The organism is Streptomyces albipurpureus, from assembly GCF_023701525.1.
Classification (GTDB): Bacteria; Actinomycetota; Actinomycetes; order Streptomycetales; family Streptomycetaceae; genus Streptomyces; species Streptomyces albipurpureus.
In genome coordinates this window covers 26,358-50,041 of record NZ_JAMQAW010000003.1, presented here as the reverse complement: position 1 = coordinate 50,041, position 23,684 = coordinate 26,358, and the positions used below count along the sequence as shown (strand labels likewise).

The 23,684-nt window shown below is 65.6% G+C and carries 22 protein-coding genes and 5 pseudogenes; 14 read left to right on the top strand and 13 right to left on the bottom strand.

Annotated elements, in window-relative coordinates:
- Window positions 1–58: 58 nt before the first annotated feature.
- On the bottom strand, window positions 59–481 hold the full coding sequence (locus NBG84_RS03645; protein WP_250917776.1) for a VOC family protein: 423 nt from the start codon (window positions 479–481) through the stop codon (window positions 59–61).
- Between the two features lie 136 nt (window positions 482–617).
- Here NBG84_RS03645 and NBG84_RS03640 point away from each other — a divergent pair, with 136 nt between their 5' ends.
- Complete coding sequence (locus tag NBG84_RS03640) at window positions 618–1,604, top strand: helix-turn-helix transcriptional regulator (protein WP_250917775.1); 987 nt, start codon at window positions 618–620, stop codon at window positions 1,602–1,604.
- A gap of 148 nt (window positions 1,605–1,752) precedes the next feature.
- Window positions 1,753–2,319, top strand: a pseudogene (locus NBG84_RS41345) (zinc-binding dehydrogenase); the annotation flags it as partial.
- 840 nt (window positions 2,320–3,159) lie between these two features.
- Here NBG84_RS41345 and NBG84_RS03625 read toward each other — a convergent pair.
- On the bottom strand, window positions 3,160–5,376 hold the full coding sequence (locus NBG84_RS03625; protein ID WP_250917773.1) for an alpha/beta fold hydrolase: 2,217 nt from the start codon (window positions 5,374–5,376) through the stop codon (window positions 3,160–3,162).
- Between the two features lie 693 nt (window positions 5,377–6,069).
- Between NBG84_RS03625 and NBG84_RS03620 the strand changes: the two genes are divergently transcribed.
- From NBG84_RS03620 to NBG84_RS03610, 3 genes and pseudogenes are all read left to right on the top strand, one after another.
- A complete protein-coding gene (locus NBG84_RS03620) occupies window positions 6,070–6,621 on the top strand; it encodes a hypothetical protein (RefSeq protein WP_250917772.1) in 552 nt (183 codons plus the stop codon).
- A 550-nt stretch (window positions 6,622–7,171) separates the two neighbouring features.
- Complete coding sequence (locus NBG84_RS03615; RefSeq protein WP_250917771.1) at window positions 7,172–8,575, top strand: MATE family efflux transporter; 1,404 nt, start codon at window positions 7,172–7,174, stop codon at window positions 8,573–8,575.
- A gap of 144 nt (window positions 8,576–8,719) precedes the next feature.
- A pseudogene (locus tag NBG84_RS03610) lies at window positions 8,720–9,298 on the top strand (transposase domain-containing protein); the annotation flags it as partial.
- 386 nt (window positions 9,299–9,684) lie between these two features.
- On the opposite strand, the gene NBG84_RS03605 reads toward NBG84_RS03610, so the two are convergent.
- The gene (locus NBG84_RS03605; RefSeq protein WP_250917770.1) at window positions 9,685–9,933 is read right to left on the bottom strand and encodes a DUF5133 domain-containing protein; all 249 of its coding nucleotides are present in this window, start codon (window positions 9,931–9,933) and stop codon (window positions 9,685–9,687) included.
- A 231-nt stretch (window positions 9,934–10,164) separates the two neighbouring features.
- Between NBG84_RS03605 and NBG84_RS03600 the strand changes: the two genes are divergently transcribed.
- Both NBG84_RS03600 and NBG84_RS03595 read left to right on the top strand, forming a co-directional pair.
- Complete coding sequence (locus tag NBG84_RS03600; protein WP_250917769.1) at window positions 10,165–10,323, top strand: hypothetical protein; 159 nt, start codon at window positions 10,165–10,167, stop codon at window positions 10,321–10,323.
- The gene (locus NBG84_RS03595; protein WP_250917768.1) at window positions 10,320–12,029 is read left to right on the top strand and encodes a dihydroxyacetone kinase subunit DhaK; all 1,710 of its coding nucleotides are present in this window, start codon (window positions 10,320–10,322) and stop codon (window positions 12,027–12,029) included. Before NBG84_RS03600 ends, NBG84_RS03595 begins: the two co-directional genes overlap by 4 nt.
- A gap of 174 nt (window positions 12,030–12,203) precedes the next feature.
- On the opposite strand, the gene NBG84_RS03590 is transcribed toward NBG84_RS03595, so the two are convergent.
- Both NBG84_RS03590 and NBG84_RS41455 read right to left on the bottom strand, forming a co-directional pair.
- Window positions 12,204–12,491: a prealbumin-like fold domain-containing protein gene (locus NBG84_RS03590; protein WP_250917767.1), complete on the bottom strand. Its 288-nt coding sequence runs from the start codon at window positions 12,489–12,491 to the stop codon at window positions 12,204–12,206.
- 113 nt (window positions 12,492–12,604) lie between these two features.
- A pseudogene (locus tag NBG84_RS41455) lies at window positions 12,605–12,823 on the bottom strand (DUF7507 domain-containing protein); the annotation flags it as partial.
- Window positions 12,824–13,674: 851 nt separating this feature from the next.
- Between NBG84_RS41455 and NBG84_RS03585 the strand changes: the two are divergent.
- The 4 genes and pseudogenes from NBG84_RS03585 to NBG84_RS03570 all read left to right on the top strand — a co-directional run.
- Window positions 13,675–14,085: a GlcG/HbpS family heme-binding protein gene (locus NBG84_RS03585; RefSeq protein ID WP_308311999.1), complete on the top strand. Its 411-nt coding sequence runs from the start codon at window positions 13,675–13,677 to the stop codon at window positions 14,083–14,085.
- Window positions 14,086–14,285: 200 nt separating this feature from the next.
- Entirely contained in the window at window positions 14,286–14,684 is a 399-nt protein-coding gene (locus tag NBG84_RS03580) for a hypothetical protein (RefSeq protein ID WP_250917765.1), read from the top strand.
- A 1,625-nt stretch (window positions 14,685–16,309) separates the two neighbouring features.
- Window positions 16,310–16,993, top strand: a complete 684-nt coding sequence (locus NBG84_RS03575; RefSeq protein WP_250917764.1) for an HAD family hydrolase — start codon at window positions 16,310–16,312, stop codon at window positions 16,991–16,993.
- A gap of 461 nt (window positions 16,994–17,454) precedes the next feature.
- A pseudogene (locus tag NBG84_RS03570) lies at window positions 17,455–17,996 on the top strand (aminotransferase class I/II-fold pyridoxal phosphate-dependent enzyme); the annotation flags it as partial.
- A 21-nt stretch (window positions 17,997–18,017) separates the two neighbouring features.
- On the opposite strand, the gene NBG84_RS03565 reads toward NBG84_RS03570, so the two are convergent.
- Genes NBG84_RS03565 through NBG84_RS03555 form a run of 3 tightly spaced genes read right to left on the bottom strand, consistent with a single transcriptional unit; the run spans window position 18,018 to window position 19,087 of the window.
- Window positions 18,018–18,377, bottom strand: coding sequence for a transposase (locus NBG84_RS03565; protein WP_250917763.1), 360 nt, complete (start codon window positions 18,375–18,377; stop codon window positions 18,018–18,020).
- Complete coding sequence (locus tag NBG84_RS03560) at window positions 18,378–18,623, bottom strand: transposase (RefSeq protein ID WP_250917762.1); 246 nt, start codon at window positions 18,621–18,623, stop codon at window positions 18,378–18,380. It lies immediately after the preceding gene.
- The gene (locus NBG84_RS03555) at window positions 18,620–19,087 is read right to left on the bottom strand and encodes a winged helix-turn-helix domain-containing protein (RefSeq protein ID WP_250917761.1); all 468 of its coding nucleotides are present in this window, start codon (window positions 19,085–19,087) and stop codon (window positions 18,620–18,622) included. Before NBG84_RS03555 ends, NBG84_RS03560 begins: the two co-directional genes overlap by 4 nt.
- 207 nt (window positions 19,088–19,294) lie before the next feature.
- On the opposite strand from NBG84_RS03555, the pseudogene NBG84_RS03550 reads away from it, so the two are divergent.
- Window positions 19,295–19,533 (top strand): annotated as a pseudogene (locus NBG84_RS03550) (transposase); the annotation flags it as partial.
- Between the two features lie 106 nt (window positions 19,534–19,639).
- Here the strand turns inward: NBG84_RS03550 and NBG84_RS03545 are convergent.
- From NBG84_RS03545 to NBG84_RS03535, 3 genes are all read right to left on the bottom strand, one after another.
- Entirely contained in the window at window positions 19,640–19,789 is a 150-nt protein-coding gene (locus tag NBG84_RS03545) for a hypothetical protein (protein WP_250917760.1), read from the bottom strand.
- Between the two features lie 331 nt (window positions 19,790–20,120).
- The gene (locus NBG84_RS03540) at window positions 20,121–20,687 is read right to left on the bottom strand and encodes a PhzF family phenazine biosynthesis protein (protein WP_250917759.1); all 567 of its coding nucleotides are present in this window, start codon (window positions 20,685–20,687) and stop codon (window positions 20,121–20,123) included.
- Window positions 20,684–21,022, bottom strand: a complete 339-nt coding sequence (locus tag NBG84_RS03535) for a PhzF family phenazine biosynthesis protein (RefSeq protein ID WP_250917758.1) — start codon at window positions 21,020–21,022, stop codon at window positions 20,684–20,686. The genes NBG84_RS03540 and NBG84_RS03535 overlap by 4 nt, the downstream gene beginning before the upstream one ends.
- 542 nt (window positions 21,023–21,564) lie before the next feature.
- On the opposite strand from NBG84_RS03535, the gene NBG84_RS03530 reads away from it, so the two are divergent.
- Both NBG84_RS03530 and NBG84_RS03525 read left to right on the top strand, forming a co-directional pair.
- Window positions 21,565–21,996 carry a hypothetical protein gene (locus tag NBG84_RS03530; RefSeq protein WP_250917757.1) on the top strand — a complete coding sequence of 144 codons (432 nt, stop codon included), beginning with the start codon at window positions 21,565–21,567 and terminating at the stop codon, window positions 21,994–21,996.
- Between the two features lie 223 nt (window positions 21,997–22,219).
- The gene (locus NBG84_RS03525) at window positions 22,220–22,504 is read left to right on the top strand and encodes a hypothetical protein (RefSeq protein ID WP_250917756.1); all 285 of its coding nucleotides are present in this window, start codon (window positions 22,220–22,222) and stop codon (window positions 22,502–22,504) included.
- On the opposite strand, the gene NBG84_RS40995 is transcribed toward NBG84_RS03525, so the two are convergent.
- The gene (locus tag NBG84_RS40995; protein WP_250917956.1) at window positions 22,501–23,325 is read right to left on the bottom strand and encodes a Tn3 family transposase; all 825 of its coding nucleotides are present in this window, start codon (window positions 23,323–23,325) and stop codon (window positions 22,501–22,503) included. The genes NBG84_RS03525 and NBG84_RS40995 overlap by 4 nt on opposite strands.
- 25 nt (window positions 23,326–23,350) lie before the next feature.
- Complete coding sequence (locus NBG84_RS03515) at window positions 23,351–23,644, bottom strand: DUF4158 domain-containing protein (protein ID WP_250917755.1); 294 nt, start codon at window positions 23,642–23,644, stop codon at window positions 23,351–23,353.
- Window positions 23,645–23,684: the final 40 nt, after the last annotated feature.

The following is a 23,684-nucleotide window of genomic DNA, read 5'->3' as shown; positions in this document are numbered from 1 at the left end:
TGCTGATGGCAAAGTGAGCGGGGCGGGCACCCGTTGCGGGTGCCCGCCCCGGAGTGGGTCAGCCGTTGTAGGGGGCGGTGACGTCCAGGACCCAGGTCACGCCGAAGCGGTCGGTCAGCATGCCGTACAGCGGGGCCCATGCCGCGGGCTCCAGCGGGCGCAGCACGTTCGAGCCGTCGGCCAGTCGCCGCCACAGGGTGCTGATCTCGTCGGCGTCCTCGCCGCGCACGGACACGAAGAACGGGTTGGCGCCCTGCTCGTACGGCATCGCCGAGGGCACGTCGTAGGCCATGACATGGAAGCCGTTGTCGGCGACGACCTGGCCCCACATCACCCAGTCCGCCTCGCTCTCGTCCTGAACGTTGCCGGCGTCCTTGTAGGTCACCGCGACGGTGTGCCCGCCGAAGACAGACTGGTAGAAGTCCAGCGCCTCACGGGCCGATCCGCGGAAGTTCACATGCGTGGTGGTGGTGACGGACATGGTCTGCTCCTACCTTGAAATGCGCCGTATGAGGCACATATGAACGACGGGCGAAATGCCACTCTTTGGAATCTGTGATGGAGCATGACACCCATACAGGACAGCTTGTGTCCTGTACTTGCCGCATGATGGAGGCATGCAGAAAACGTCCTCGCGGCTCCTGGCCCTGCTCTCCCTGCTCCAGGCACGACCGGAGTGGAGCGGAGACGACCTGGCCGAGCGACTGGAAGTCACCGTGCGCACCGTGCGCCGTGACATCGACCGCCTTCGCGCCCTGGGCTACCCGGTCGCCACGGACAAGGGCCCGGGCGGCGGATATCGTCTACGTCCCGGATCGCAGATGCCACCGCTACTCTTCGACGACGAGCAGATCATCGCTCTGGCCGTCGCGCTGCAGAGCACCGCCCACCCCGCGATCGCGGAGGACGCCGACCGGGCGCTCGCGACGATCCGGAACGTCCTCCCTCCGCGCCTGCGGCAGCGCGTTGACGCACTCCACGTCACCACCGTGCGCCCAGCCGATCCCGGCGCCCCATCGGCCCAGGCCCTGGATCTGCTCACCACCGTGAGCACCGCGATCCAGCGCCGCGAAGTACTGCGCCTGGACTACACCCCGTACCAGGAGGCCGCACCACAGCGACGCCGCGTGGAACCCCACCACCTCGTGGCCTGGCGCACCCACTGGTACCTGCTGGCCTGGGACCTCGACCGCGACGACTGGCGCACCTTCCGCACCGACCGCATGACCCCACGCACGCCGACCGGTCCGCGCTTCACCGTGCGTCAGCTGCCTGGCGGGGGCGTCTCCGCGTTCGTCACCAGCCGGTTCCGGGGCTCCGACGGAACTGAAGCCGCCTGGCCGTGCCAGGGCGAGGCCATCCTGGATCTTCCCGCCTCAGAAGTCGTACCCCACACCGCCGACGGCATGGTGGAACCGCTCGGGCCCACACGATGCCGCGTCATCACGGGATCCTGGTCCTGGATCGCCCTTGCTGCCAGCCTTGGCCGATTTGACGCGAACCTGCACGTCATCGGCCCGCCGGCCCTCCAGGAAGCCTGCGCCACACTCGCCCGCCGCTACGCCGCCGCCGAGCCTGGCCGGCTGGACGCACCCAAAAGGTGATGGGACGGGACCGTATTCAAATGTCGCCAGATTCAAATGTCGCCAGTTTTCCGAGGAACCCAGCACGCTGGTGACCGTGTGTGATCTCCAGCGGCGTATCGGCTCCACGTGCCGCCGGTTTGACCCACGATCTCCGTGAACCGGCGTCGCGGGCGGCGGCGCCGCGAACGCTGAGACTGCCACCCGCGCGCTCGATCGGTTGAAGGTCGGCACCGGCATGACCCTGCTGATCGAGGGAGCGGCCGGGGGTCGGCACGGTCGCCGTCCAGCTCGCGGTGGCCCGTGGCGCGACCGTCATCGGCACCGCCAGTGCACACGACCATGAGTCCCTCGCCGGACTCGGGGCAAAACCGACGACCTACGGTCCCGGATCGGGCGTGCGGGTCGGCGTCATGGCAGCCGACGGAGTGGACCTTGTCCTGGACTGCGTCGGGTCCGGCTCACTGCCTGATCTGATACGCCTTGCTGGAAGTCCGGACCGGGTGGTGACCATCGCCGACATGTACGCCGCTGATCACGGAGTTCATCTGACCCGTTCAGCGGGCCCGGGCGTAGACCCGCAAGCGCTCGAAGGACTGACCGCGGCCGCGGCCCTCGCCAGCAGGGCCGCTTCACCGTGCCGATCGCGGCCACCTTCACCCTGGGGAACGCAGCCGAAGCGCACCGACTGAGCGAGACCGGCCATGCCCGGGGGAAGATCGTGATCACCCACTGATACCCCAGCCTGATTTCGTGATCTCGCGCCGGCGCCGGCCGGGTACGGGTACGGGTACGGGTACGGGTACGGGTACGGGTACGGCATGATCATCTGAGGATGTTCGAACTCCTCAAGATCGTGCAGTGGCCGCAGGCGACAACGTGGACGACGCCCGATGGCGGGCGATGTTCGACCAGGTCACGGACCGGATCACGGGCCGGTTCCGGCGCATTGAGCCCTGGGCCGCAGCCCGTACCTCCCTGCTGGTTCTGTTGCCGCCTGCTGAGCGGAGCAACTGCTGGCAGCTGGCCAAGCAGGCCGGTTGCGCCTGCCCCGGCCCGATGCGGCGCCAGCTGGGAGGTGGAACGCCCAAATCACACCCTGTTCGATGAATGGGTGTATGCGCCCCCCTGCCCCAGGTGTGCCGCGGCCGTTGCAGATCTTCTCCACATCTACAACTAGCACCCGTGCCACTCCGGAGCAGGTCGAGAACCCGGCGGAGATCGGCGCGCCCCTACAGGTACCGGCATCCCGCCGGCTGAACCGGCCTCCCAACCGGACAGCGGCGCGTCTCGATTCGCCACACAGCGCCCCTCTCCCGGCGCTTACCCTCTGCCCGTGCCACCGCGCGGGTTCCTGGCCACCGACCACACCGACCGCTTCGACGAGATCACCGCGGAACTGGCGGCCCGGCTCGCCGCAGGCTGCCGCGGCACTCGCGGGTCGTCTCGGACGGTCCGAAGCCTGCCCCGTCGGCGTGTGGTGGCACGTCCGCGACCAGGGGCAGACCCGTCCTTCGGCCCTGTGGTCGCTTCGAAGAAGGGACCACAGGGCCAGGTCGGACGTTAAGAGTCGAACTTAGGGCTTGGGCAGGGTGCAGCCTTGGCGCTTGAGATCCACGACGTTGCCGGATCCGATGCATGCGGCGATCTCTGCGGTCTGTGTGGCGTATCCGCGTCCCTGGTGGACTGTGGTGCCCTTCGAGTCCACCTCGCACGGGTTGTTGAGTTCGCACTCTTTCCCGTCACGATTGCTGGTGCTGTTCACCGCAACAAGCTCCCGGGTCTCGGAATTGACGACTGGCGAGCCGGAGCTACCGGGCTGAGTGTTGCATTCCTTCGCGTACCGGATCGCCTCGTTCGAGGTGTAGTCCCCTTCCTTGAGTGTGGGGATCACCGCTTCGGCCCGGCACGACCAGACGCTTTCCAGATAGCTGGACGCCACCGTGATCTCCTGCCCGGCAACGGGACCGGACGAGGCCAATGGGAACGCCTCGATCTTGTACGTCCGTTGGATGTCCGCGTATGTGGAGTCCAGCTGAGCCAGCATGATGTCGGTTCCGGTCATGGTCGCGTAGAGGATTTTCCCCGTCACCGGGCCGAGTTCGCGGCCTGCTGGGCTCAACACGGTGCCTTCGATCTGGACTTCCTGGTCAGTGATCACTTCGCCCGGCTTCGGCCGTCCCTCGGGGTGGCAATGCCCATTCGTGAGCAACAACGCCCTGTCCTCATCGCGGGCGGTGCTGGGGCGGACCAGCGAAGCGGAGCAGGCTTGGAGTTTTACCGTCCCAGCCAGATTTCCAGCAGGTCCTGGAGGTCCTGTTTGTTCGGCGGGGAACCCGGGGCAGCTACTGTTCGCCGTTGTGCCGTTGCGGAAGAAGTCGACCACCTTGGAACCGCAAGCGAGTTCTTTGGATTTCATAGTGGAGTGCGTTGCATCCATGACGGTCAGCAGGGATCCGCCGATCTTCTTCTGCATCATCTTTGCCCACACGTAGGGCGTGACGATCTCGAACTTATGGCCGGACAATTGCAGTTGGCTCTTTCCGGGCTTCAGATCCCACGGCTTGCCCGCCGGCCAGCCAGCGCAGTACGCGATTGGCTGGTCATTCCAATCCGGAGAGAAAGGGTACGTCTTCTGCCGCTCTTTCCTGAGCCTGATGAGATCGGAGTACTTCCGCCCATCCGCACTTGCATTGCACATGAAGGCATCATGTGTGATCCCGTAGTTGCGGCCCATCTCTCCGAAGCCGAAGGCGCTCCGGTTCACCCTCTTCGGCTTGGAGACCCCCTCCACACCGCTTTTCTGCAGTTCCATCAGTTTTGCGGCAGATCGCTTCCATCTGTGCGGTATCGCTTCAAAGTTGGGATCGAGAAGGGGGGTGAAATTTTCGCGACCGACCTTCGCCTGCAATGCCTTCAGTGCGGTTTCGACCTTCCGAGGCGAGTTTCCGAAATGATAAGTCGCATCCCTGCCGGCCAGCCACTCGAAGAATCGGCGATATCCAGCATGATACTGAGCCGTTTCTGCGGTGATCGCCGCATTGCCGCCGATCGGAGACATGATCGAATCCAGCCACATGCGATCAACACGACTATCGAACATTGATCGATAGACGGCACCTAGTGCGGTTCCACCGGAATTGCCATAAAAGTTTATCTTACGGAAACCCAACGCCTTCCGGACTCGATCCATATCTCGGGCCGCATTTTCCATGCTGATGGAGAGCGCCAGCGCTCGATCCTTGGCGATACATTTGCGACGCTCATCGGCGTATCGCCCAAACGCCTCCTTTTCCGTTTCTCCCTCCTTGGATTCGGGCGCATCACAGGAAATCTGGGCACTGTAGCCCGTCCCCCGAGTGTCAATACCAATGAAGTCGAATTTGTCGTTCATCGGTGCCAGTTGGCTATCGAGGAGCCCGTAGGGAGATGGAGTTCCGGCTAGCCCAGGCCCTCCGGGGTTGCTGAACAGGGCGCCCTTGCGCTTTCCAGTGGCCTTGATCCTGCTCACCGCGATGTCTATTTGCCTGCCTTTCGGCTTGGCGTAGTCCACCGGAACCGGAACGAGAGCGCACTCGCTTCGCTTATCTTTTTGATTCCAGTCCTCCGCCGCATCTCGACAGAGTTCCCACTTGACGCTTTCCGGGGCGGCGGATGAAGCCGCGCCTGCGGGAGCAGCTGTCGGAGTAAGAAGTGAGGCGGCAACGCTGATTCCGACTGCGAGCGATGAGAGGGTCAAATACCGCACGATGTCTAGACCTCTTCGATGGAAGGATGACAGCTTATTCGTCATTTTCGCGGTTTGTGTGGGCCTCGTCTTACTGGCGCCTCCTCAGGCAGGGGCAGGGCTGGAATCCGTCCCCACGCGGTGTGCGGGGAGCGTGGAAAGGTCTCTCTCAAGGAATTCCTGGCGGCGATCACAGGGCAGCGACCGTAAACGAGCCGGATGCCCGCCTGGAGGCAAGCCCTCTTCCGCGCTGCTGGACAAGGCTGGTACGTGAAGGCAGCAGTCGTGCGTCAGACATGTATCAGGCAGCACTCGGTTGATGTTGGCCTGCTGGCACGGGAGATTGATCCCTTTCCCCCCAACGCGCAACGGAGCACTCCCAACGCGGACCCTGAGAGACAGCAACACCGCCCGCCAACCCACCAGGGCCATCCGCCTCTCCACCCACACCCCACTCCTGCAAACCTCACCTACACCCCTAAGCCAAGAGCCCGCACGCCACCAGCGCCGCGACACCTCAACCCAGCAAGCGGCTCAACCGTCTCGTCGCAGACGCCTTCGCCCATGCAAGGCAGACGCTGATCAAGCCCCGTTGACGACACAGCGGCAAACCGCCACACCATGCCAATCGCCGGCAGTACTCCAGCGCACAGGGCCGTGCCCCTCCGCTTCGCCGAGGGCGTCCGCCGCGTCCTGAACGGGTAGGGTGCGTCGGTGTTTTGGGCTAGAGTCCCCGGACTCACCGAGGAGGCGAAGCGCATGCACGATGCCGAGATCGTCAACACCCTGTGCCACCCGGAGCACTGGCTCGTCTACGCCCTGCCCTGGCCCGAGGACGCCAGCGACGAGCCGCAGGCCGAAGCCGCGGTTGTCATCGCCCCACCCCTGATAGCCGGAAGGACTTTATTAGAGGCGCTGCCCGACCACATACTGGGCGTGCTGGCCTGGACGCAGGAGTACGCGGACGAGCACCCGGACCAGGAAATCATCTTCTTCACAGACGTCACCCGCTGGCTGGAATGGGAGAAGGGCCTGTCTTGGATATCGCTGGGCATCGACTGGGAACGGGCCCTAACCGACATTCCCGAGCAGCCCCTCCTCATGCTGTACCTGACGATCAACCGGCGTGCCTACCGGCATCTGATCGACACCGCCCGCGTCGCCCGCGTGTACTACACCGACGGCAGGTCCGAGATCCTCACCGCTGAAGAACGCCAGGCCGTGCGCGATGCCTTCGCGGGACAACTGAACGCCGACTGGCCCCCGTACATTCACAGATCGCTGACCGACGGCAGCCTCACCGTGGGCTAGAACCCGCCCAGCGGCAGATCCACGGCAGACACCGAGCCCGACCGGGCCACTCCCGCCCGGGGCCTGCCGACCGCCTCAGGGCGGGACGCCAACAGCGGGACACACGGGTCAAGCCGCTGCGGCTGCCAGCCTCGGAACGATCCGCCCTCGTCAGGCAAGCAGCGAACGATACGAAGCAGTGCCCGCGCACCACACGGAGGAGCCGCCTTGCCCACACCATGTCGCAACCACCGGTCAGCGGTTCCGCGCAGTGCTGCCGCACCGTTTCACGGTGGACAGCCGACCGCGGGAGTCAAACGTGTCACGGGGTGGCGACATGAGTTCAGCGACATCACACCGGTCGAGCGCCGCCTACATCAACACCGACCCGCTCGTGCCGCACCGCAACGGCCCGGCCGGCCGCTACTGAGAGGCGAGGAGGACAACGCCGCCCACCGCAAGGTCCCCTCGGGCGTCGCATGACCCCACAACATCAACAGGCCTGCTCATGAAGGCTGTTCGCGGCGTTCTGCACACGCTCTGAGCCCTGACGTTTGGTTGAGGTGAGTTCATGGCAACACAACGGGTCCGCGCTGACCTGGGAACCACCCGTGAGGTCGTACGGGTATCCGTGCCCCTGATGCTGGGCATGGGCGGCAACCTGATCATGATGCTGGTCAATGGGATCTGCCTGGCCCGCTACTCGGAGGACACCTTGAGGGCCTCGGGACCCGCAGTCTTCGCGGCGGGCACCGTGATCGTAGTGATCACTCGCACGGTGGGCATCACCCGGTCCTACGTAGCGCAGGCCCACGGCCGCAAGGACCGGAACGCCACCACAGAGGAAGGCGTCAATGGACTGCTGCTAGCGCTGCTCCTCGCGGTCGCGCTCCTCGCCGCCACGCCGCTGATGCCTTGGATTGCCGAACTGAATGGTCAGCCGCCGCACATCAAGGAGCTGCAGTCGCAGTTCTTGATACTGTCCACGAGTTTCGGCGCGGTGATGGCGTTGAACATGGCCTTGTCCTCGTACTTCAACGGCACGGCCCGCACCAAGGTCCCCATGACCGTGGCGCTCATCGGCCAGGGCGTGGGCGTCCTGGCCATACCCGGCCTGGTGTTCGGGTTCTACGGGTTGCCGAAGATGGGGATGCGCGGCTCGGCCCTCGGCACGCTCGCGGCGGTCAGCACCATGCTCGCCGGGTACGCGATCTGTCTGCCCGCAGGATTCTTCACAAGCTTCTTCCAGGTGCTCGGACAGGGTGTGCACAGAAATGCCGAGCGGCTGTGGCTGCGGCTGCGCATGGGCGCTCCGTCGGGCGGCGGGGCTGGACTCGACCAACTAGGCAATACCTCGTTCGTCTGGTTGGCCGCTGTCCTCGGCCCGGTGGCCCTGGCCGCGAACAACGTCGTCGTCTCCCTCAACTACGCGGCTGTCGTTCCGCCCATCGGCCTGGCCCTTGGCTGCAACGTGTTATGCGGCAACGCGATCGGCGAAGGACGCCACGACAAGGTGCCGCGCATCATCCGTGTCACCCTCGCCGTCGCGGGCGTGTACGTCGGTCTGATCGCTATCCTTCAGATCGCCACGCCAGAACTGCTGCTGCATCCGTTCGGCCTCGGCAACGCACACACGGCGGTCGCCGCCAGTGCCGTGGATGCCGCTCGCATGTTGTGGACCTACGCGGTGGCCTTCATGTTCTCCGCCATTGCCACCGCGGTGTTGGACTCATTCGGCCTCGCACGGTTTGGATTCCTGGCCAGAGTCGCGGTCATGTGGGGAGTGAGCGTCCCCACTATCTGTCTGATCACCCTGACCAACCGTGGCGACGAGTCACTCCTCCCCGTCATCTGGGCGGTCTACTCGGCCTTCGAACTGGTCATTGCAGCCGTGTGCTTCTGGCGTATCCGCCGAGCTGTCGTGGGCTTGGAGAACGGACTCATGACGGCGCCGGCTGCCAAGGCAGCCTCCTGAGGTCGTTTTCTCAAGGCCGCGAAGTCAGGCGGGATCTGCCCATGTCAAGCGGCTTGGCGAGACTGGTGGTTGCGCTGGCGAGGGCAACGAAGCCTCTGGTAAGAGGATGATCCGCCAAGATCAGCCCAGCTCTCCGAGGTCCCGTTGCGCCACCAGTCTGCCACCAGCTCGCTCACGCGTACCCCGTCCGCTCCCCAGGGTCTCTTCGCTCCAGGCCACCTGGGAGAACTGACCAAGTACATCCCGTCGAACTCGTCGACGCCGTACTGGAGGAGACCGGGTGCGTCCAACGGCGGTTACGGGCGTTAGCGTCTCGCGTGGGCGTCTACTTCCTGCTCACGCTCGGCATGTTCCCGCACCTGGGCTACGCCAATGTCTGGAGCAAGCCCGTCGCCGGCCTGAGCGAGGTGCAGGTGCCGACTCCATCGGAGAAGGCCCTGCGTGACCTTCGCCGCCGCGTCGGGCCAGCACCGCTGAAGGCGCTGTTCAAAAGTCGTCGCCGGCCCCTTGGCCCAGCCTACGACGCCGGGTGTCCGCTACCGGTGCTGGCGCACGGTTGCCTTCGACGGCTGTAGCTCCATCAAGGTGCCGGACGCGGAACGCAACCGAAGCTGGCTGGGCAAGCCCCGCAACCGGCACGGCCTGACCGGGTACCCGCTGGTGCGCCTTATGACACTCGTAGAGACCGGCACCCGCGGACTGCTCGGAGCCGCGTTCGGCCCCAGAGGGCAAGGCTCGCCCGAAAGGACTCTATACGGCGGCGCTTTCGAATCTCTCGGTGCGGAGCAGCAGCAACGGCCGATGATGCCGCCCGTACGACGGTTTCGGCATCACGACGGCACGGACGACACCGACGAACACCTCACCGAGGACGAGGTGAACTAGGCGGCTGCCGCGTCGAGGGCTCCGCGCGAAGCGACTCCGGCAGGATCTTCGTAGGCAGTAGATGTGGGCGAACCGGATGACGCGGTGGCCGAGGTGAGGAACAAGGTGTCCTGGTCGGAGACCACCGAGCCTGAGGCCCGTAGGCGTTTGCCCCGTGAACCTCGCGGAGCCGGGGCAGTGACAGGCCGACCAGCGGTGAAGCAGCGCAAGCCTGTGCGAGCCCCTCAGCTGGTGATGCTCTGGAGGATGTGCTTGTCCACGCCAGCGCATGCGTCGGACTCGGCGAGAAAGCGTCGGGCGGCGGCGACTGCTGCCTGCTCGTGTCGTGTTCCCGTACACACGCAGAGGGTGTAAACAAGGTCCTCCAAGCACTCACGTGCCGTGGTGGCGCCCTGCAAAGCAGCACGTGCCCGCAGAAAGTCGTAGCGCTCGACCAGATCACGCAGCGCAGCGGGGTGAGGCGTCAAAACCATGGGGCACCTCCTCGCCACCAGGGACATCTCTCCGATGGTGCGACACTCTCGTGCCCGCCGCATCACGAGCCGGCCTCCCGGTTCGAGCGCGGTTCCTTACGCTGAGAGTGCGCCCGCGCGTCGAGAAGAACGCTGGGGGCCGGGCCACACGGACGGACACCTCGATGGACCCGAATCCGCCCCCCCTCATTTGGTCGTACTGGCATAAAATCCTCTAAGCGAGGAGGTGTCATGATCACAACCGCCGCGAGGCGCTCCTGCTTCGCCGATGTCCCGCCCACGCTCCGCAGCGCTGCGGCCGCCTGTGTCGAACAGCGGCGTCCCCTGCCGCTCTCTGAGGCCACCCGCGAGCCAGTACCGCACTCCAACCCACCAGTGGAGGTCCGATGAGCTACTTCCTCCCCGAAGACGATGCGGTGCGCACGGCATGCCAAGGGCTGGCGCTGACGTATCCCGGAATCGGCCTGTGCGTCGAGCCCCTCTATTTGCTCGCGACCAGGCCCGCGCCCCCACGCAGGGTGGCACTGGTGACCGGAGGCGGCGCCGGGCATGAACCGCTGCACACCGGGCTCCTCGGCCGAGGCGGACTGGACGCCGTGATACCCGGCCCGGTCTTCACCTCACCCGGCAGTGCACAGATCGCCGCGGCCACTCAGGCGGCAGCCGCTCTCGGCCAGCGCGACGGCGTCCTGCACATCGTGAAGAACTACACGGGTGACCGCATCAACTTCCGTCTCGCCGCCGAACAGGTCCGCTCGGCGGGCATTCCCGTGGCCGAGGTCGTTATCGACGACGACCTTGCCACCGAGGGAGCCGCCGCCGGGCGCCGGGGCACAGCGGCGACGGTTGTGGTGGAGAAACTGCTCGGCGCCATGGCGGACCAAGGCGCCGACCTCGACACCCTCACCGCACTGGGCAACCAGGTCGCCGCCGCCTCCCGCAGTCTCGCCGTCTGCGCCCGCGCCCACACCGCCCCCGCCACCAAAACCCCCGCCTTCCGGCTGGAACCGCACGAGCTGGACTACGGCATCGGCATCCACGGCGAGCGTGCCGCCCACACCACCACCGAACCCCACACCGTCGGCCGTGTCGTCACTCGCATGGTCGACGAGCTCCTCGGCACTGTGGCACCGGGCGAGCACGGAGTGATCGCACTCGTATCCGGTCTCGGCGGAACCAGCGACCTCGAACTGCACGCCATCGGCGCTCTGCTCCACCACCACCTCACCACCCGCGGCATCCACGTTCACGCCCTGGCCGCGGGCACCTACGTCTCCGCCCTCGACATGGCCGGCTTCAGCATCACACTGACCGCCCTGGCCCCCGCCTGGCCGGCCCTGTGGGACCTGCCCACGGACACACCCCTGCGCCTCCCGGGCCCCGCCGCCTCCCGCACCACCGCCCTCACACCTCCCACCACGACGTTCGACCATCAGGGCCGAGAGCCGGAACTAGGACAAGGCAGCCGCGCCTTTCTCGATGAACTCGCGCGGCTGTGCGCCCAGGCCCACAGCGACCTCACCGCACTCGATCAGGCGAGCGGAGACGGGGACTTCGGCGACAACTTCTGCGGTGGCGTGGCCACCGCAGTCCGCCACGCCACCGCAGCAGGTATCACGGGTATCACAGCGCTCGCCGACACCTTCCGCGACCGCGTCGGAGGCTCCAGCGGCCCCCTCTTCGGTATCCTCTTCTCCGCGCTGGCTCCCGGCGCCGACCACACCCCGCCGGACATTCCCGCCATCGGTGCTGCGCTGCACCGGGCGTTGAGCCGCATCGCCGCCATCGGAGGCGCGTCCCCGGGCGACTGCACACTGATCGACGCCCTTGCCCCCGCGTCCGAAGCGATGGCCGCAACCAACCTCGCGGACTCACGACGACCTCTGACGGCGGCGGCGTTGGCAGCCGTCGAAGGAGCCCGTGCCACCGCCGAGCTCACCGCCCGCAGAGGCCGAGCCAGCTACACCGGCCATCGCTCCGTCGGCCGCCCCGACCCAGGCGCCGTCGCGATCGCCCTCGTCCTCATCGCCCTCGCCCGCGTCCACGAACCCCACCCCGCAGCAGAACTCCCCGAACCACTCACCATCACCCGCTAACCGCGAGACCGCCCGCCTGACAGTGGCCCGACGGACGTGTCCTGCTGCGCAAGGCCCCCTGCTCGCAAGCTGGATGTTCTGTGCTCGGGCCTCCTCAACCGGGATGTTCCGACGCGCTGTTCGAGGTGCGTGGTGCGGGCGCCCGAAGGGTGCCCGCACCGTGTGCCGATGGTGTCAGTACTTGCCCTTCTTGCCCTCGTCGGAACCGCTCTTGTTGGCGATCTTCATGGCGACGGGCAAGTCAGCGTTCTCCGCTGTGATCTCGTAGGGTCCGCTGACCGGGTTGTCGGGGAGGACGTATCCCTTGGGTGGCTCCAGCACGTAGTACTCGCCGACGGCCAGGCTTCTGAAGACGCAGGCCCCGACACGGCCGGTGAGCAGTCGTTGCCGGTCTCGGTGTCGGCTAGGACGGTGGCTGACGCGCGGGTCTGGATTCCGTCGATGCCGTTGGTCTCCGTCCACACTTCGAATTGGGCACCTCTCAGGGGCCCGCTGTTCTTCGCGTCGATCTTGCGGATCTTGATCTCGCGCTGCTTGGAGGTGATCGTCACGGTCGCCGGGTCGTCCGCGATGGTTTTCCCGGCGGGGTCCTCCGCCGCGGCTTGGGCGCGGTGGGTTACCCCGCCAGCCTGTCCGTCCGCCTCGGGGATGAAGTAGCTTACGCGGCACGTGGTGATGGTGTCCGGTTGCAGGGTGGTCGCGTCGCAGGTGATTCCCGTGACGTGGTTGTCGGTGATCTGACTGCCGGTCAGCTGTTGGCCACCGGTGTTCTGAACGGTGTAGGCATACTGCACCTGGGGCCCACGAGGTAGGGGCCCGAGGTCGTGACCTGCTTCTCGATGCTGAGCCCCCGCAAGCTGGGCGGTGGGTGTCGCCTCACTGAAGGGCGGGGAGACGGCCGGATTGCCTCCCGAGGTGCCGTTGGCGGTGGCGGTGTTGACTATCGCACCCCGACCACGTCCTGCGCGGTGACTGTGGACGTCGCCCTGCAGGTGACGGTCTCCCCCACCAAAAGGGTGGTGACCGGGCAACTCACCGGTCCGATGTTCGGATCGGCCACGTCCCAGCGTCGGACACGGATCTTGCACGCATACCCGGCGGGACTGACATGCCACACATCCCACACGACGCCAAGGGGTAAGGGCGTTCGCCGCCTCACCAGCGGAATCAAACTCCCCCCAGAGGCCAAGACAAGACCGAGGCTCGCACCTTCTCACCGACGACGAGCACTTCGGACACCGGCCTGCCGCCCACTGTAGTGAGGCTGCCCGGGGACGGTCGCATGGTACGCGGCCGCTTCCCGGGCTGTTCAGGTCATGCGTAGCCGATGTTGTAACCGCAGTCTCTCTTGGGGCCGCTGGCGCCGTCGCGGCGGCAGACCGTTATCTCCACCCTGGTACCTTCCGGTACCCGCTTCTTTCCCACGTGGACCGGATCAGAGTCGCAGAGGGGAGACGAGCCGTCAGCGTCCACCAGCGTGATCGAGCCGCCATTCCAGGTCCAGCGTTGCACCACTGAATAGGAACACCTTGGGCCGCCCGGATGTCACCGATTCGCCACGCGCCTCTGCGTCACTCGGGTACTTCTTCCACGTTGGGCGGCGTGGTCGAGCCGAGAACCACAAGGCGAGCAGCAGTCTGACCGTGTGATCCAGTGTGAATCAGTGACTCCAGGGGACGCACGACGTGTCATGGCGGCTGGAGAATCCAGGGCTGAGGAAATCGGTGTCCCATGCAACATCGCAGTCGTCGACGCCGGCGCTCACCTCGTGGCCCACATTCGGATGGATGGTTCCCAGTTGGGGAGCATCACCCACGCCATCGACAAAGCGTTCACGAGTTGTGCCTACCGAAGGTCCACCGAGGCCCTCGGGCGTGATGGGCAGCCTGCGGCGCCTCTCTACGGAGTAGCCAATTCACATCAAGGAAGGGTGGTCATTTTCGCTGGCGGGATTCCCCTAGTCCACGCGAGCAGGGTCGCCGGAGCAGTCGGAGTAAGCGGCGGCACCATCGGCGAAGACCGTTCGGTAGCCGAAGCGGCCTTCGCCGCGTTCTGAAGGCAGCTCGACCGGTTCTCCCTCTTGGTGGCTGGATCCGTTGGCTTGTTCGTTGACAGCCCAGCGAAGGGGAACCCGCCTTCGATGTTTGGTGAGCATGTTCCTTCACAAGCACTAGCAGCAAGGGAACTCCGCAGCTTCGAACGTTCCAGAAAAGTGGGGTTTCGCCGACAGTGGCGAGCTACCAGAAGGGCACATCAATGAGCGAGCCAGCTGAGATCTGCTCCGTGTGTAAGGGCTGGGAGTGGTCCGGTCAGCAGCCCAATTACGACCACATCCATCCTGTCAGAGACCTTCCTGAAGAACAGGACTTCGGAGCGCGCCTTGTTATGCGTGGCTTCGCAGCCGGGTTCGCGGGCCTAGAGGGGGAGGGTGTGTCGCAGACATGGGTGTTCTTTGAGGATTTGGAACCCGCGCTCACTTTCGGTCGGGTCGGCCAGATGTCCGGCTACGACATCTCCGGCTACGGTGTCTATGCGGCGGCCCGCGACATTTGTTTCGAGTCCGAGTCGGGCCAGAGAGTTACCACCTTGCATGTCAGCATTCCCGCACTGAACGACGAGGCTGCAATGCAGGATGCCTTTACTCAGCAAGCGTAGTGGTTGATCTACTGGTCGGACACGCGTCCTTGCCGTAGCGGCCAGTGTCCAACCCGTCGCCACTACGTCGCAGTCCGCCAGTCCTAGTGGGGTGCTCTTCGGCTCGCTGCCGGCACCGAAGCCTGCCGCACTACCGCAGGGCCCACAAGGACGATCGGTGTGTTCAGCGTCCGGGCGGTGTGATCCACATTTCCGATAGAGAATTAATCAGTAGTCGCATTGCTGTCGATCTGGGCGCCATGAAGTATGAGTTCATATCCTTAGGTACTCCCTATCTCCAGTCATGATTCTGTGATGCCGATCCGGATAAATAGCGCCCTCCCCATACTCCTTCTGGTCGCTCACTTTTCGCCTTAGCCTGATGACTCGGCATGTACTGGCAGCCTCTAAACTTCCGCAGTCGTAGGGCTAGGATATTTCCAAGTTATTGACTGCCGGCTCGGTCTCCGACCTGAGAGGTGGGCGCAATATGCCAGAAATCCTTCCATGGATTCCTGCAGCAGTGATCTTCAACTGGGATAGCACGCTGATGGACACCGAACTGCACTGGAAGGGTGCCAGAGATCTCGTGCTGAGCGAATACGCCGTGACACCGAGCAACGCGTTCGCTGCGCTTGCCAGAGGACTCCGCCCTGCCGATTCCGGTCGTCTCCTAGCGTCGGAAGTAGGGTGATGTCGATCTGGCACCAGAGATCACCGCCACTCCAGCGTGTATTTGTCCTACTCGCCGCCGAGGGCCGCTCACGCTCCCCGGAGCGGTTGAACTCGTCGTACTCGTGGCCGCGTTCGCTCCCGTGGCCGTCGTCACCGAGGGGCCTCATGGCGTTCTCGAGAGGTATCTCGCCACTCATGGCCTCAGCGAGCGCCTTTCTCATGTCAGTGCTCCCTCTGGAGGCTCCTACTGAACCGAACCCCGGGCTCTACCTGAAAGCGTGCAGAGGTATGCGGGGCTGATCCCGCTGCATGCCTCGCCGTGGAAAGCTCCCCAACTGGCATCGGGGGATCCATTCAAGCCGGCATGCGGGTAGTGGGCGCGGGGCCACACCCGATCCCGAAAGCCGCGCTCTGGCAGAGCACTGGGTTCGCTCGCTCGGCGATCGCGCCCTGATCACCTGGGCGGAGAATCGGGCTCTGGCGAGCCTCACTGAGGGCGCTCAGCGGTAGCAGTTGGCCTTTGGGTGACGTGGCACCTTCTCGCAGCGCTACCTGCCTACACGCCATCAATCAGAACAGTTCGTTGATCACCCGATTGACGGTTCGAGTGGGTCGTTGCCTGAACCCCAGTAGGCACAGGTTGATGTGCGACAGAGGCGTTCCCGAGGACAATCCGCCGACCGTGGCAGTTCAGACTGCCTCGTCACGTCGGATAGGTCACTTAATATGGATAACACTGTGATTATTGACGCCGCTCCTCAGCGCAATTAGCTTGACAAGAAGTCAGCTGCGGACCTCACCGCAGCATCCTCAACGCGCTAGATCTACCTGCTCGCGAAGCCGTTCTCAGCGGCCAGAAGTCTCGCGGCACACTCCTGCGGCTCAAGCTCCCCTATGTGCTCGTAGTCGCTCCCAGCGAAGCCTACCCCTGGGGTCTACCGCACCTGGATTCGCAAGGAAAAGGAAGAAACATGCCAGAAATCTTCCCATGGACGCCTACAGCCATCGTATTCGATTGCGATGGCACGCTCATGGACAGCGAACGCCATTGGCAGATGGCTAGAGATCGAGTCCTTCAACAGTTTGACATCGTTGTCAGCGATGATTTCGCCGAGCTGACCAAAGGAGTCCACTACACAGAGTGCGGCCAGCTCATGGCCGCTGAAATCCAACGGCCCGACCTCGAAGCAGTGTTGACCGCCGATCTCCTGGACACCTTCAGATCGCTGGTTGCGCAGTCCCCCGAGACCACACCCGGCGCGGCAGAGCTGGTCGCTCGCGCGGCAGAGTTCGCCCCTCTAGCTGTCGCGAGCAACTGTCCCCGGGACGTGGTCGAAGACTGCCTCGCTGCGGCCGGCCTGCTGCGGCACTTCTCGCACGTGGTCGTGCCAGAACACAACCTGCGCCCGAAGCCTCACCCCGACGTCTACCTCACGGCCGCCGCCGCATGCCAATCCGAACCCTCAAAATGCCTGGCCGTGGAGGACTCCCTGTGCGGCATTAGATCAGCAGTACGCGCGGGCCTGAGAGTCCTGGGCGTCGGCCCCCTACCCGATCGCGAGAGTCTCGCCATGGCCGACCACTGGGTGCTCGCACTGAACGACCGGCCACTCACCAGTTGGATGGCCAGCCGCGCCCTGTCAAGGGCAAGCTGAGGGATCGAGTCCTTAGGCCATCTAGCGGCGGTCGAGTGCGCTCGAACCCCGCGAGATCACGATCGGCCACAGCCACCAAACAGCTCACTGCATAGGGACAACGCGCCCTGCACGAAACGGGCGAGGAGTAGACCAGTGCCGCCCACGCCTGGGGGCGCTGGGCAAATGAGGCATCGGGCGAGCACGGTCAGGACGCGGGGAGAAGCCTACCCACAGCAGCGCGGTCAGGGCGGCCAGTGTTCCTATGCCGTCGGGTTTCCGGTCCGACGGCGAGGATCCGGTTGGCGCCTCCCTGCCCGGTTTGGGCTTGTGGGTGCGGCTGGCGCCGGAGCCGCGACGATCACGCTTACTCAGTCGTCCAGGCCGCAGAGGCCGAGATCTGGCACCACGCCACTGGACCGGCCTTTGCACCATCGTCGAGCTTCGCGGGAAGACCTCTTCCGGAGCGCGGTGTGGCTGGCTTGACGGCCGAAGACGTTTACCTGGGCAACGGAGCCTCCGAGCCGGTCCAGATGTCTAGGCAGGCGCTGCTCGACAACGGCGACGAAGTCGCTTATCCCCGCACCCGATTACCCCCTTTGGACCGCATCGGTCTCCCTGGCCGGCGGCACGATGCACTACCGCTGCGACGAGCAGGCTGACTGGTTCCCCGACCTGGCCGACGTCGAAGCCAAGATCGCCCGCCGGGCCCGGGCCGTCGTCGTCCTGACCAATCCGAACAACCCCACCGAATTTTTCTACTCAGCTGAGTTGCTGCACGGCCTCACGGACATCGCAGCTGCCACCAGCTGATCGTCTACTCGGACGAGATCTACGACAAAATCCTGTACGACGACGGGGTCCACACCTGCGCTGCCTCCCTCGCCCCGATCTGCTGTGCCTGACGTTCAACGGCCTGTCCAAGACATATCGGGTAGCCGGATACCGATTCGGCCGGATGACTGCCTCCGGGCCGAAAGCCCACGCCACCAGCTACATCGAGATCCTCAACAGAGTCGCCGACTACTGCCACCGAATCTCTGACTCAGGACACTACTGATCTTTTCGTAAGTTCGGTGGGTGTGGTGGGTGGATGGTGAGTCCGGTGTGGGTGAGGAAGGACCATGGCAGTTGTGGGTTGTGGGTTGTGGTTGATGCGGTGGATGCCCTGCTCGGTGGCGTCGGCAACATCGGCGAGGTGGTCGCCGGCGAGGTTGGCGAGTTCACGTTTCTTGAGCGAGGACCACAACAACTCCACCGGGTTCAGCTCGGGAGCATAGGCGGGTAGTCGTTCCAGGGTGAGCCAGTCCTGCTCGGCTACCCAGGCCCGCATCGCCCGGCTCCAGTGGGCGGACAGGCCGTCCCAGACCAGGACCACCCGCTCACCGCGGTAGAACACCTTCATCTACTCCAGGACCGCGATGAGGGCCGTGGTGTCGTAGCTACCGGGCTTGAGGTGAAAGCACAGCCGGGCCCCTCGACCGGGGTCGGTGGCGTGGTATCCCAAGGCTCCGGCCATCGACGCCCGCTTCCAGTTCAGCCGGTGCCGCAGCAGCGGGGTCCGACCCCGGGGAGCGTAGGTGCGGCGGATCTGAGGCAGCGGGGAGACACCTGATTCGTCGAGAAAGACGATCCAGGCACATGTGTTCACGGCCCCCTTTTGATCCGCGGGCACGCGTGCGCGATCCAGCGGGCGATCTCCGACTCGTCCCGCTCGACAGCCCGACGCTCGCGCCGCTGCAAACTCCACCCCAGCCGACCGGTCAGCAACCGCCACACCGACGCACTCGACAACACCACCCCCGTCACCCGCTCCACGACCACGCCGACCCGTTCCAAGGTCCACAGGTCAGCCTCGAAACCATGAGCCTGGGCACCTTGCCCCAACGCCGCCCGGACCATCTCGACCCGAGTGTCGTCCAGCTTGGGCGGACGTCCCGTGGCCGAACGCCGACGCAGAGCCGAAACACCGCCTTCCTCCCACACCCGCCGCCAACGCCGCACACCCTCGGCACACACCCCCACCGCCCGCGCGATCCCCGCATTCGAGACACCGCCCTCGAACAACTCGACTGCCCGAACACGCCGCGCCTCCGCCAACTGAGGCCGCGACAAAGGAGGAAGGAAAGAGCCGGCAACCGAAGGGGCAAGTTGATAAGCCAACCCGACACCCTCCCACCCACACCACCACACCCATCGGACTTACGAAAGGATCAGTAGTACTGCAACCGCATCTGGCGTGACGGAGACCGATCGTTCCCGTTGATGTGACTGTGTGCTGGCGCGTTGACGATGTAGCAGGTCGAGTCGTGGTCCGAGGGGATAGCGGGGTTCCATGCCCGCTTCGCCCGTCATTTCAGCAGGTCGGCCAGCTCCGGCCGGACGGCGTCCAGCGTCTGTTGAACCATGCGGAGTGGGACGAGGACGCCGTCCGTGATGATCTGCGCGACTACGTCGTGGAGACCATCGGCGACAAGAACGCCGTCCTGATCGGGCACGACACCGGCTTACTGAAGAAGGGCACCAAGTCCGCGTTCCGCAAGGACTCCGGACCTTCCGGAACTGCCCCGGGCGAGGGCAAGACCGTGTGACGAAGCCCTCCAGAAGGTCCGGGTGGTGGGCGTGCTAGTTGGCGCGGACGGTCGACCAGTGCACGGGCAGCACCTTCTAGGTGACGACGGAGTCGAAGCGGGCATGGACATCGAAGGGCCCACAGGACCGCACCCCCGCCAGCTCGTTGATCACCTCAGCGGGGGAGAGGACGTCGGACTGCCTGATGGCAGCGTGCTCCGTCGCCTCGGGGCCGCACGCGGCCATCTGACACACCGAGCCAGCCCAGACCGGCCAACATGCCATCCAAGCCGTGCGGAGTGCCAGCCCCGCGGACAGCAGTCGCCACGGTACGGACTTCGTAGGCGACAGCGGCGACCTGGGCCGGTCCGCCCACCGGGAAGGTACAGGCGTGGGCGAGGGTGTCGAACTTGAGCGGCAGATCGGGGGTATTGGTGGTCATTTCAGTAGCGATTCCAGATCGCACGTTCGTCATGGAGACGTCGCAGCAGTGGTCGACTAGCCCTGGCCGCAGGCTCCTCGAGCTGGGGCAAGCCTCTGCGTGGCCGCGGCGGCTTTCTCTTGGACCAGTCACGGCTCAAGAACACCCGTAGGAGTCCCTTGAGTGAGGGGCCTTGAGGACCCAGCGGTCGATCAGCGCATGGCTCGGGTGGTGGGGGACAGCCACCATGGTGCTCACGAACGCGGACGCGGACGGTAGTAGGGGCTGACGTTGCCCGCTTTCGCCTTGGCTGAGCGTCAGCTCGGCTCCGGAGTCGTGGAGTCCATGGCGGACCAGGTGGGCGGTCAGTGAGCCGGCGGCCGAACCGCGGGCCGGGTCTTCGGGCAGCGCGGTGTCGAACGTGCTGAACATACGGGTGGTGACCCGCCCGGGGCCCTCAGGGGCGAAGACGTTGATCCGGTGACGTCCCACGATCGCGCGCAGGGCCGCGAAGTCCGGGCGTAGCGCGGTCACCGCTTCGACGCTGGGAGCGGTGATGTAGACGTGTGCGATTCCCGCGTCGTAGGTGAGGACCGGTAACCGGCTCGGTGGCAGGCCGAGCACTTCCAGGAGCTCCTCTGGGCGGTCGTAGGCGCTGACGGTGGGGCGGGGCTGCTGCATCCAGGCGGTGAACCGGCCCTGGCCGTGGTGGGTGACGGTCACCGGGACCAGGCCGCGGGAGCCTCCAGCAGCACTTTCCGTGCCTGGCCGTGCCGATGGGCCAGCAGCGCGGCGGTCCCCAGCAGCGGGTGACCTGCAATCGGCAACTCGACCGTCGCCGTGAACAGCCGAACTCGGGCACGCAGCCCACCGGGATGGGCCTCGACCTCTCGGACGGCGGCCGTCTCCGACAAGTTGAACTCCTGCCCCAGGCGCTGCATCTGCCGGCCATCGAGGTCTGCCCCCTCATGGACCACGGCGAGCTGATTGCCCTGGTGCGGCACGGCGGAAAAGACGTCCGCCAGCTCATCCGCGAGGGTGTCCATGGCGTCATTCATCGGTCGACTCTAGCCGGGATGCCGGACCGGGCAGACCATCGATTTTGACGAGTTCACGGGTGAGTGGATCCGGTGGAGGGGGTAGGGGCCGCTCCGTCGGCGGCCTTGCCGGGCCGGATGTGGTTGAACGCCCGAGCGGACGCCGCCCAGCCGGTGAAGGCAGCGAATTGGCTTCCCGCAAAAGCGACCTCCGTGAACAAGTCCGTCAGCCTGGAAGAACGCCCACCACCCATCCGGCACGAACCGCCGACCATCCTCACCCGGCATGCAACCACCAACCGCCCCCTGAGATGACCGAAGATCCCGGCATCCATTGCGGCAGTTCTGTCCGGGACGCGGTCCGGGCAAAGCACGGACCAGCACGGACAGTCGGCGCCTGTCCGGGACAGCCAGCTTCCGTTGCGCCACCTGCCGATGGCCAACAGTCTGTGTCGTGCCCGGTCAGCCGAACAGTCGCCACGGCGCGGCCCGCTGTGTCGATGAATGCCCTCCCACGCAGCGGGCTGGACCCGAACCGGAAACCCAGATGAAGGAGCTTCCCCATGCGTGCACGACATACTTTCGTGACTGCTGCACTCAGCAGCATGCTCGCTCTCGGCGCAATGGTCGCGCCCACCTCTGCGGCAGCGCAGAATCCACCCGCGGGCATGGCGAACAAGGCACCGAACTTCACGCCATCGGACGCCCCCATAGGCGCCCTGGCCTGCAACGCCCAGCCCACGTCGAATGGTTATGGAGGCGCGACCGTGACGCGCTCCATCGCTCTCAGGTCCGGCCCGAGTAGCGCCTGCGCCGATGTCTCCCCCAGGCTCTATGCGGGGCAACGACTCGGCGGCTGGTGCCGGTACAGGAACCCGTCCTCGGGATACTGGTGGTACTACGTCAGCACGGGAGGCGCGGCGCCCTACGGCTGGATCTACGCAGGGAACATCTCCGGAGAGGAGACGATCACAACGCCCTGCAATGACTACTGACGCACTGCGGACCCCTTCCGCGGGTTGACGTGAAGTCACTCAGGGGCCTGCCTGGCTTCTGCAGGGCAGGCCCGTTGCCCGAACACCGGACTGCCAGAAGACGGGCCGACCCCCTTGCTACACGTTCCGGTAGGGGATGGGGTCCGAGTAGGAACGGAACAGGAAACCGGTGTAGCCGTCATATCTTTTGACGGACCGTGAGGTGGGCTGTCAGGGTGCGCCCATGGGTGACGACCCGACGATCGGTTTCCTGAAGGCGGACGTGGCGCGGTTCTGCGCCGGGCTGGATGAACTGGCCCCGGCGATCCGGCTGCGACTGCTTGTGCAGCTGCGGGCCGCGCTCGACGAAGTGACGGACGCGGCACTGGATGAGGGCATGGCCGCGGCGAAGGCGGAGGGCTGGGGACTGCGGCAGATCGGCGGTCAGGTGGGCCTGTCGCACGAGAAGGTCCGCTACCGGCTCGCCCAGGCCGCGGACGAGGACGAGCCGGCCGGGGAGCCGTCCTAGACCGTGGTGGTCTTCTCGGGCTTGGCGGTGGAGCGGAGTTGTCCGCCCTGGATCTCGGCTGGCAGGGCGAAGCTGTAGCGGCCGTGGAAGTTGATGTGGGCGAACTTCAGCGGTGAGAGGCGGGCGATGTCCTCGTCGCGGACGTGGATGCCCTCGGCCCGCATCTCGCCGGTGATCTTCTGGAAGTACACCGTGTTCCAGAGGACAACGATGTTGAGCATCAAGCCCAGCGCGCCGAGTTGGTCTTCCTGGCCCTCTCTGTAGGACTGCCTGAGCTCGCCCTTCTGCCCGTGGTAGATCTTCCGGGCGAGTTCGTGGCGGGATTCCTGCCGGTTGAGCTGGGTGTTGACCCGGCGCCGCAGCAGTTCGTCGGTGAAGTACGTGGACAGGTAGGCGCTGCGGTCTAGGCGGCCGAGTTCCATGACGGCCTTGCCGGTGGGGGTGGGCTTGCCTCCGGGCGCGAGGACGCGCAGGACCTCGGAGGCTTTGATGGTGCCGGAGCGCAGCCGGTCCAGCTCGGACAGGCGCTTGCCGGCGGGGACGACGACGAGTTGCTGCAGACGGGCGGCCCGCTCGGCGGTCGGGGCTGCGGCGAGGGTGGACCACAGGCGCTTCTCGGCGCGCTCGCGGGTGCCGGAGACCAGGCGTTCCAGCACGGTCACCCCGGGCAGCACCACCTTCTTGTCCACCAGGCGCTTGGCGGCTAGGTCGAACAGCAGGGTGGGGCGCTCGTTGCCGATCCAGGCCCGCTGGTACATCCAGCGGGCGAGCGCGAACCACTGGTCGAACTCGAACTTCGTGTACTCGTACTCCTTGCGGATCTGCTCCTGATGGTCCCAGCGGGCCTCACCCGCGCCGTACCCGGCGAGCTCGCCGGGGGTCCAGGCCGAGCTGCTCGGCGACGTAGCCGACCACCACGGCGGGCACCTGTTCGGGGTTCTCCAGAAAGGTTCCCAGGCAGCGGAGGGTGCCGAGCTGGACAGCCCAGCCGATCCGGTTCCGCGCGCTGCGGGCGGCCATCGCCCGGCGCCGGGCGGTCTGATCCAGCAGGAAGGACCCGGCGAGCTGTCCCTCGTCCGGGTCCTCGGTGAAGCGACCGAAACGTCTGCGCTGTTCGTCACTCAGAAAGTTGGTGGGCACCGGCCCGCTCCTTGATCCGTCGGCGTGATTCGCGCGACGG

Coding starts and splice junctions, on each gene's coding strand:
- NBG84_RS03600 (WP_250917769.1), top strand. CDS start 10,165: ATGATCACAACCGCCGCGAGGCGCTCCTGCTTCGCCGATGTCCCGCCC.
- NBG84_RS03620 (WP_250917772.1), top strand. CDS start 6,070: ATGCACGATGCCGAGATCGTCAACACCCTGTGCCACCCGGAGCACTGG.
- NBG84_RS03595 (WP_250917768.1), top strand. CDS start 10,320: ATGAGCTACTTCCTCCCCGAAGACGATGCGGTGCGCACGGCATGCCAA.
- NBG84_RS03575 (WP_250917764.1), top strand. CDS start 16,310: ATGCCAGAAATCTTCCCATGGACGCCTACAGCCATCGTATTCGATTGC.
- NBG84_RS03615 (WP_250917771.1), top strand. CDS start 7,172: ATGGCAACACAACGGGTCCGCGCTGACCTGGGAACCACCCGTGAGGTC.
- NBG84_RS03530 (WP_250917757.1), top strand. CDS start 21,565: ATGCGTGCACGACATACTTTCGTGACTGCTGCACTCAGCAGCATGCTC.
- NBG84_RS03545 (WP_250917760.1), bottom strand. CDS start 19,789: ATGGCCGCGTGCGGCCCCGAGGCGACGGAGCACGCTGCCATCAGGCAG.
- NBG84_RS03565 (WP_250917763.1), bottom strand. CDS start 18,377: ATGAAGGTGTTCTACCGCGGTGAGCGGGTGGTCCTGGTCTGGGACGGC.
- NBG84_RS03535 (WP_250917758.1), bottom strand. CDS start 21,022: ATGAATGACGCCATGGACACCCTCGCGGATGAGCTGGCGGACGTCTTT.
- NBG84_RS03580 (WP_250917765.1), top strand. CDS start 14,286: ATGAGCGAGCCAGCTGAGATCTGCTCCGTGTGTAAGGGCTGGGAGTGG.
- NBG84_RS03625 (WP_250917773.1), bottom strand. CDS start 5,376: ATGACGAATAAGCTGTCATCCTTCCATCGAAGAGGTCTAGACATCGTG.
- NBG84_RS03605 (WP_250917770.1), bottom strand. CDS start 9,933: ATGGTTTTGACGCCTCACCCCGCTGCGCTGCGTGATCTGGTCGAGCGC.
- NBG84_RS03640 (WP_250917775.1), top strand. CDS start 618: ATGCAGAAAACGTCCTCGCGGCTCCTGGCCCTGCTCTCCCTGCTCCAG.
- NBG84_RS03525 (WP_250917756.1), top strand. CDS start 22,220: ATGGGTGACGACCCGACGATCGGTTTCCTGAAGGCGGACGTGGCGCGG.
- NBG84_RS03645 (WP_250917776.1), bottom strand. CDS start 481: ATGTCCGTCACCACCACCACGCATGTGAACTTCCGCGGATCGGCCCGT.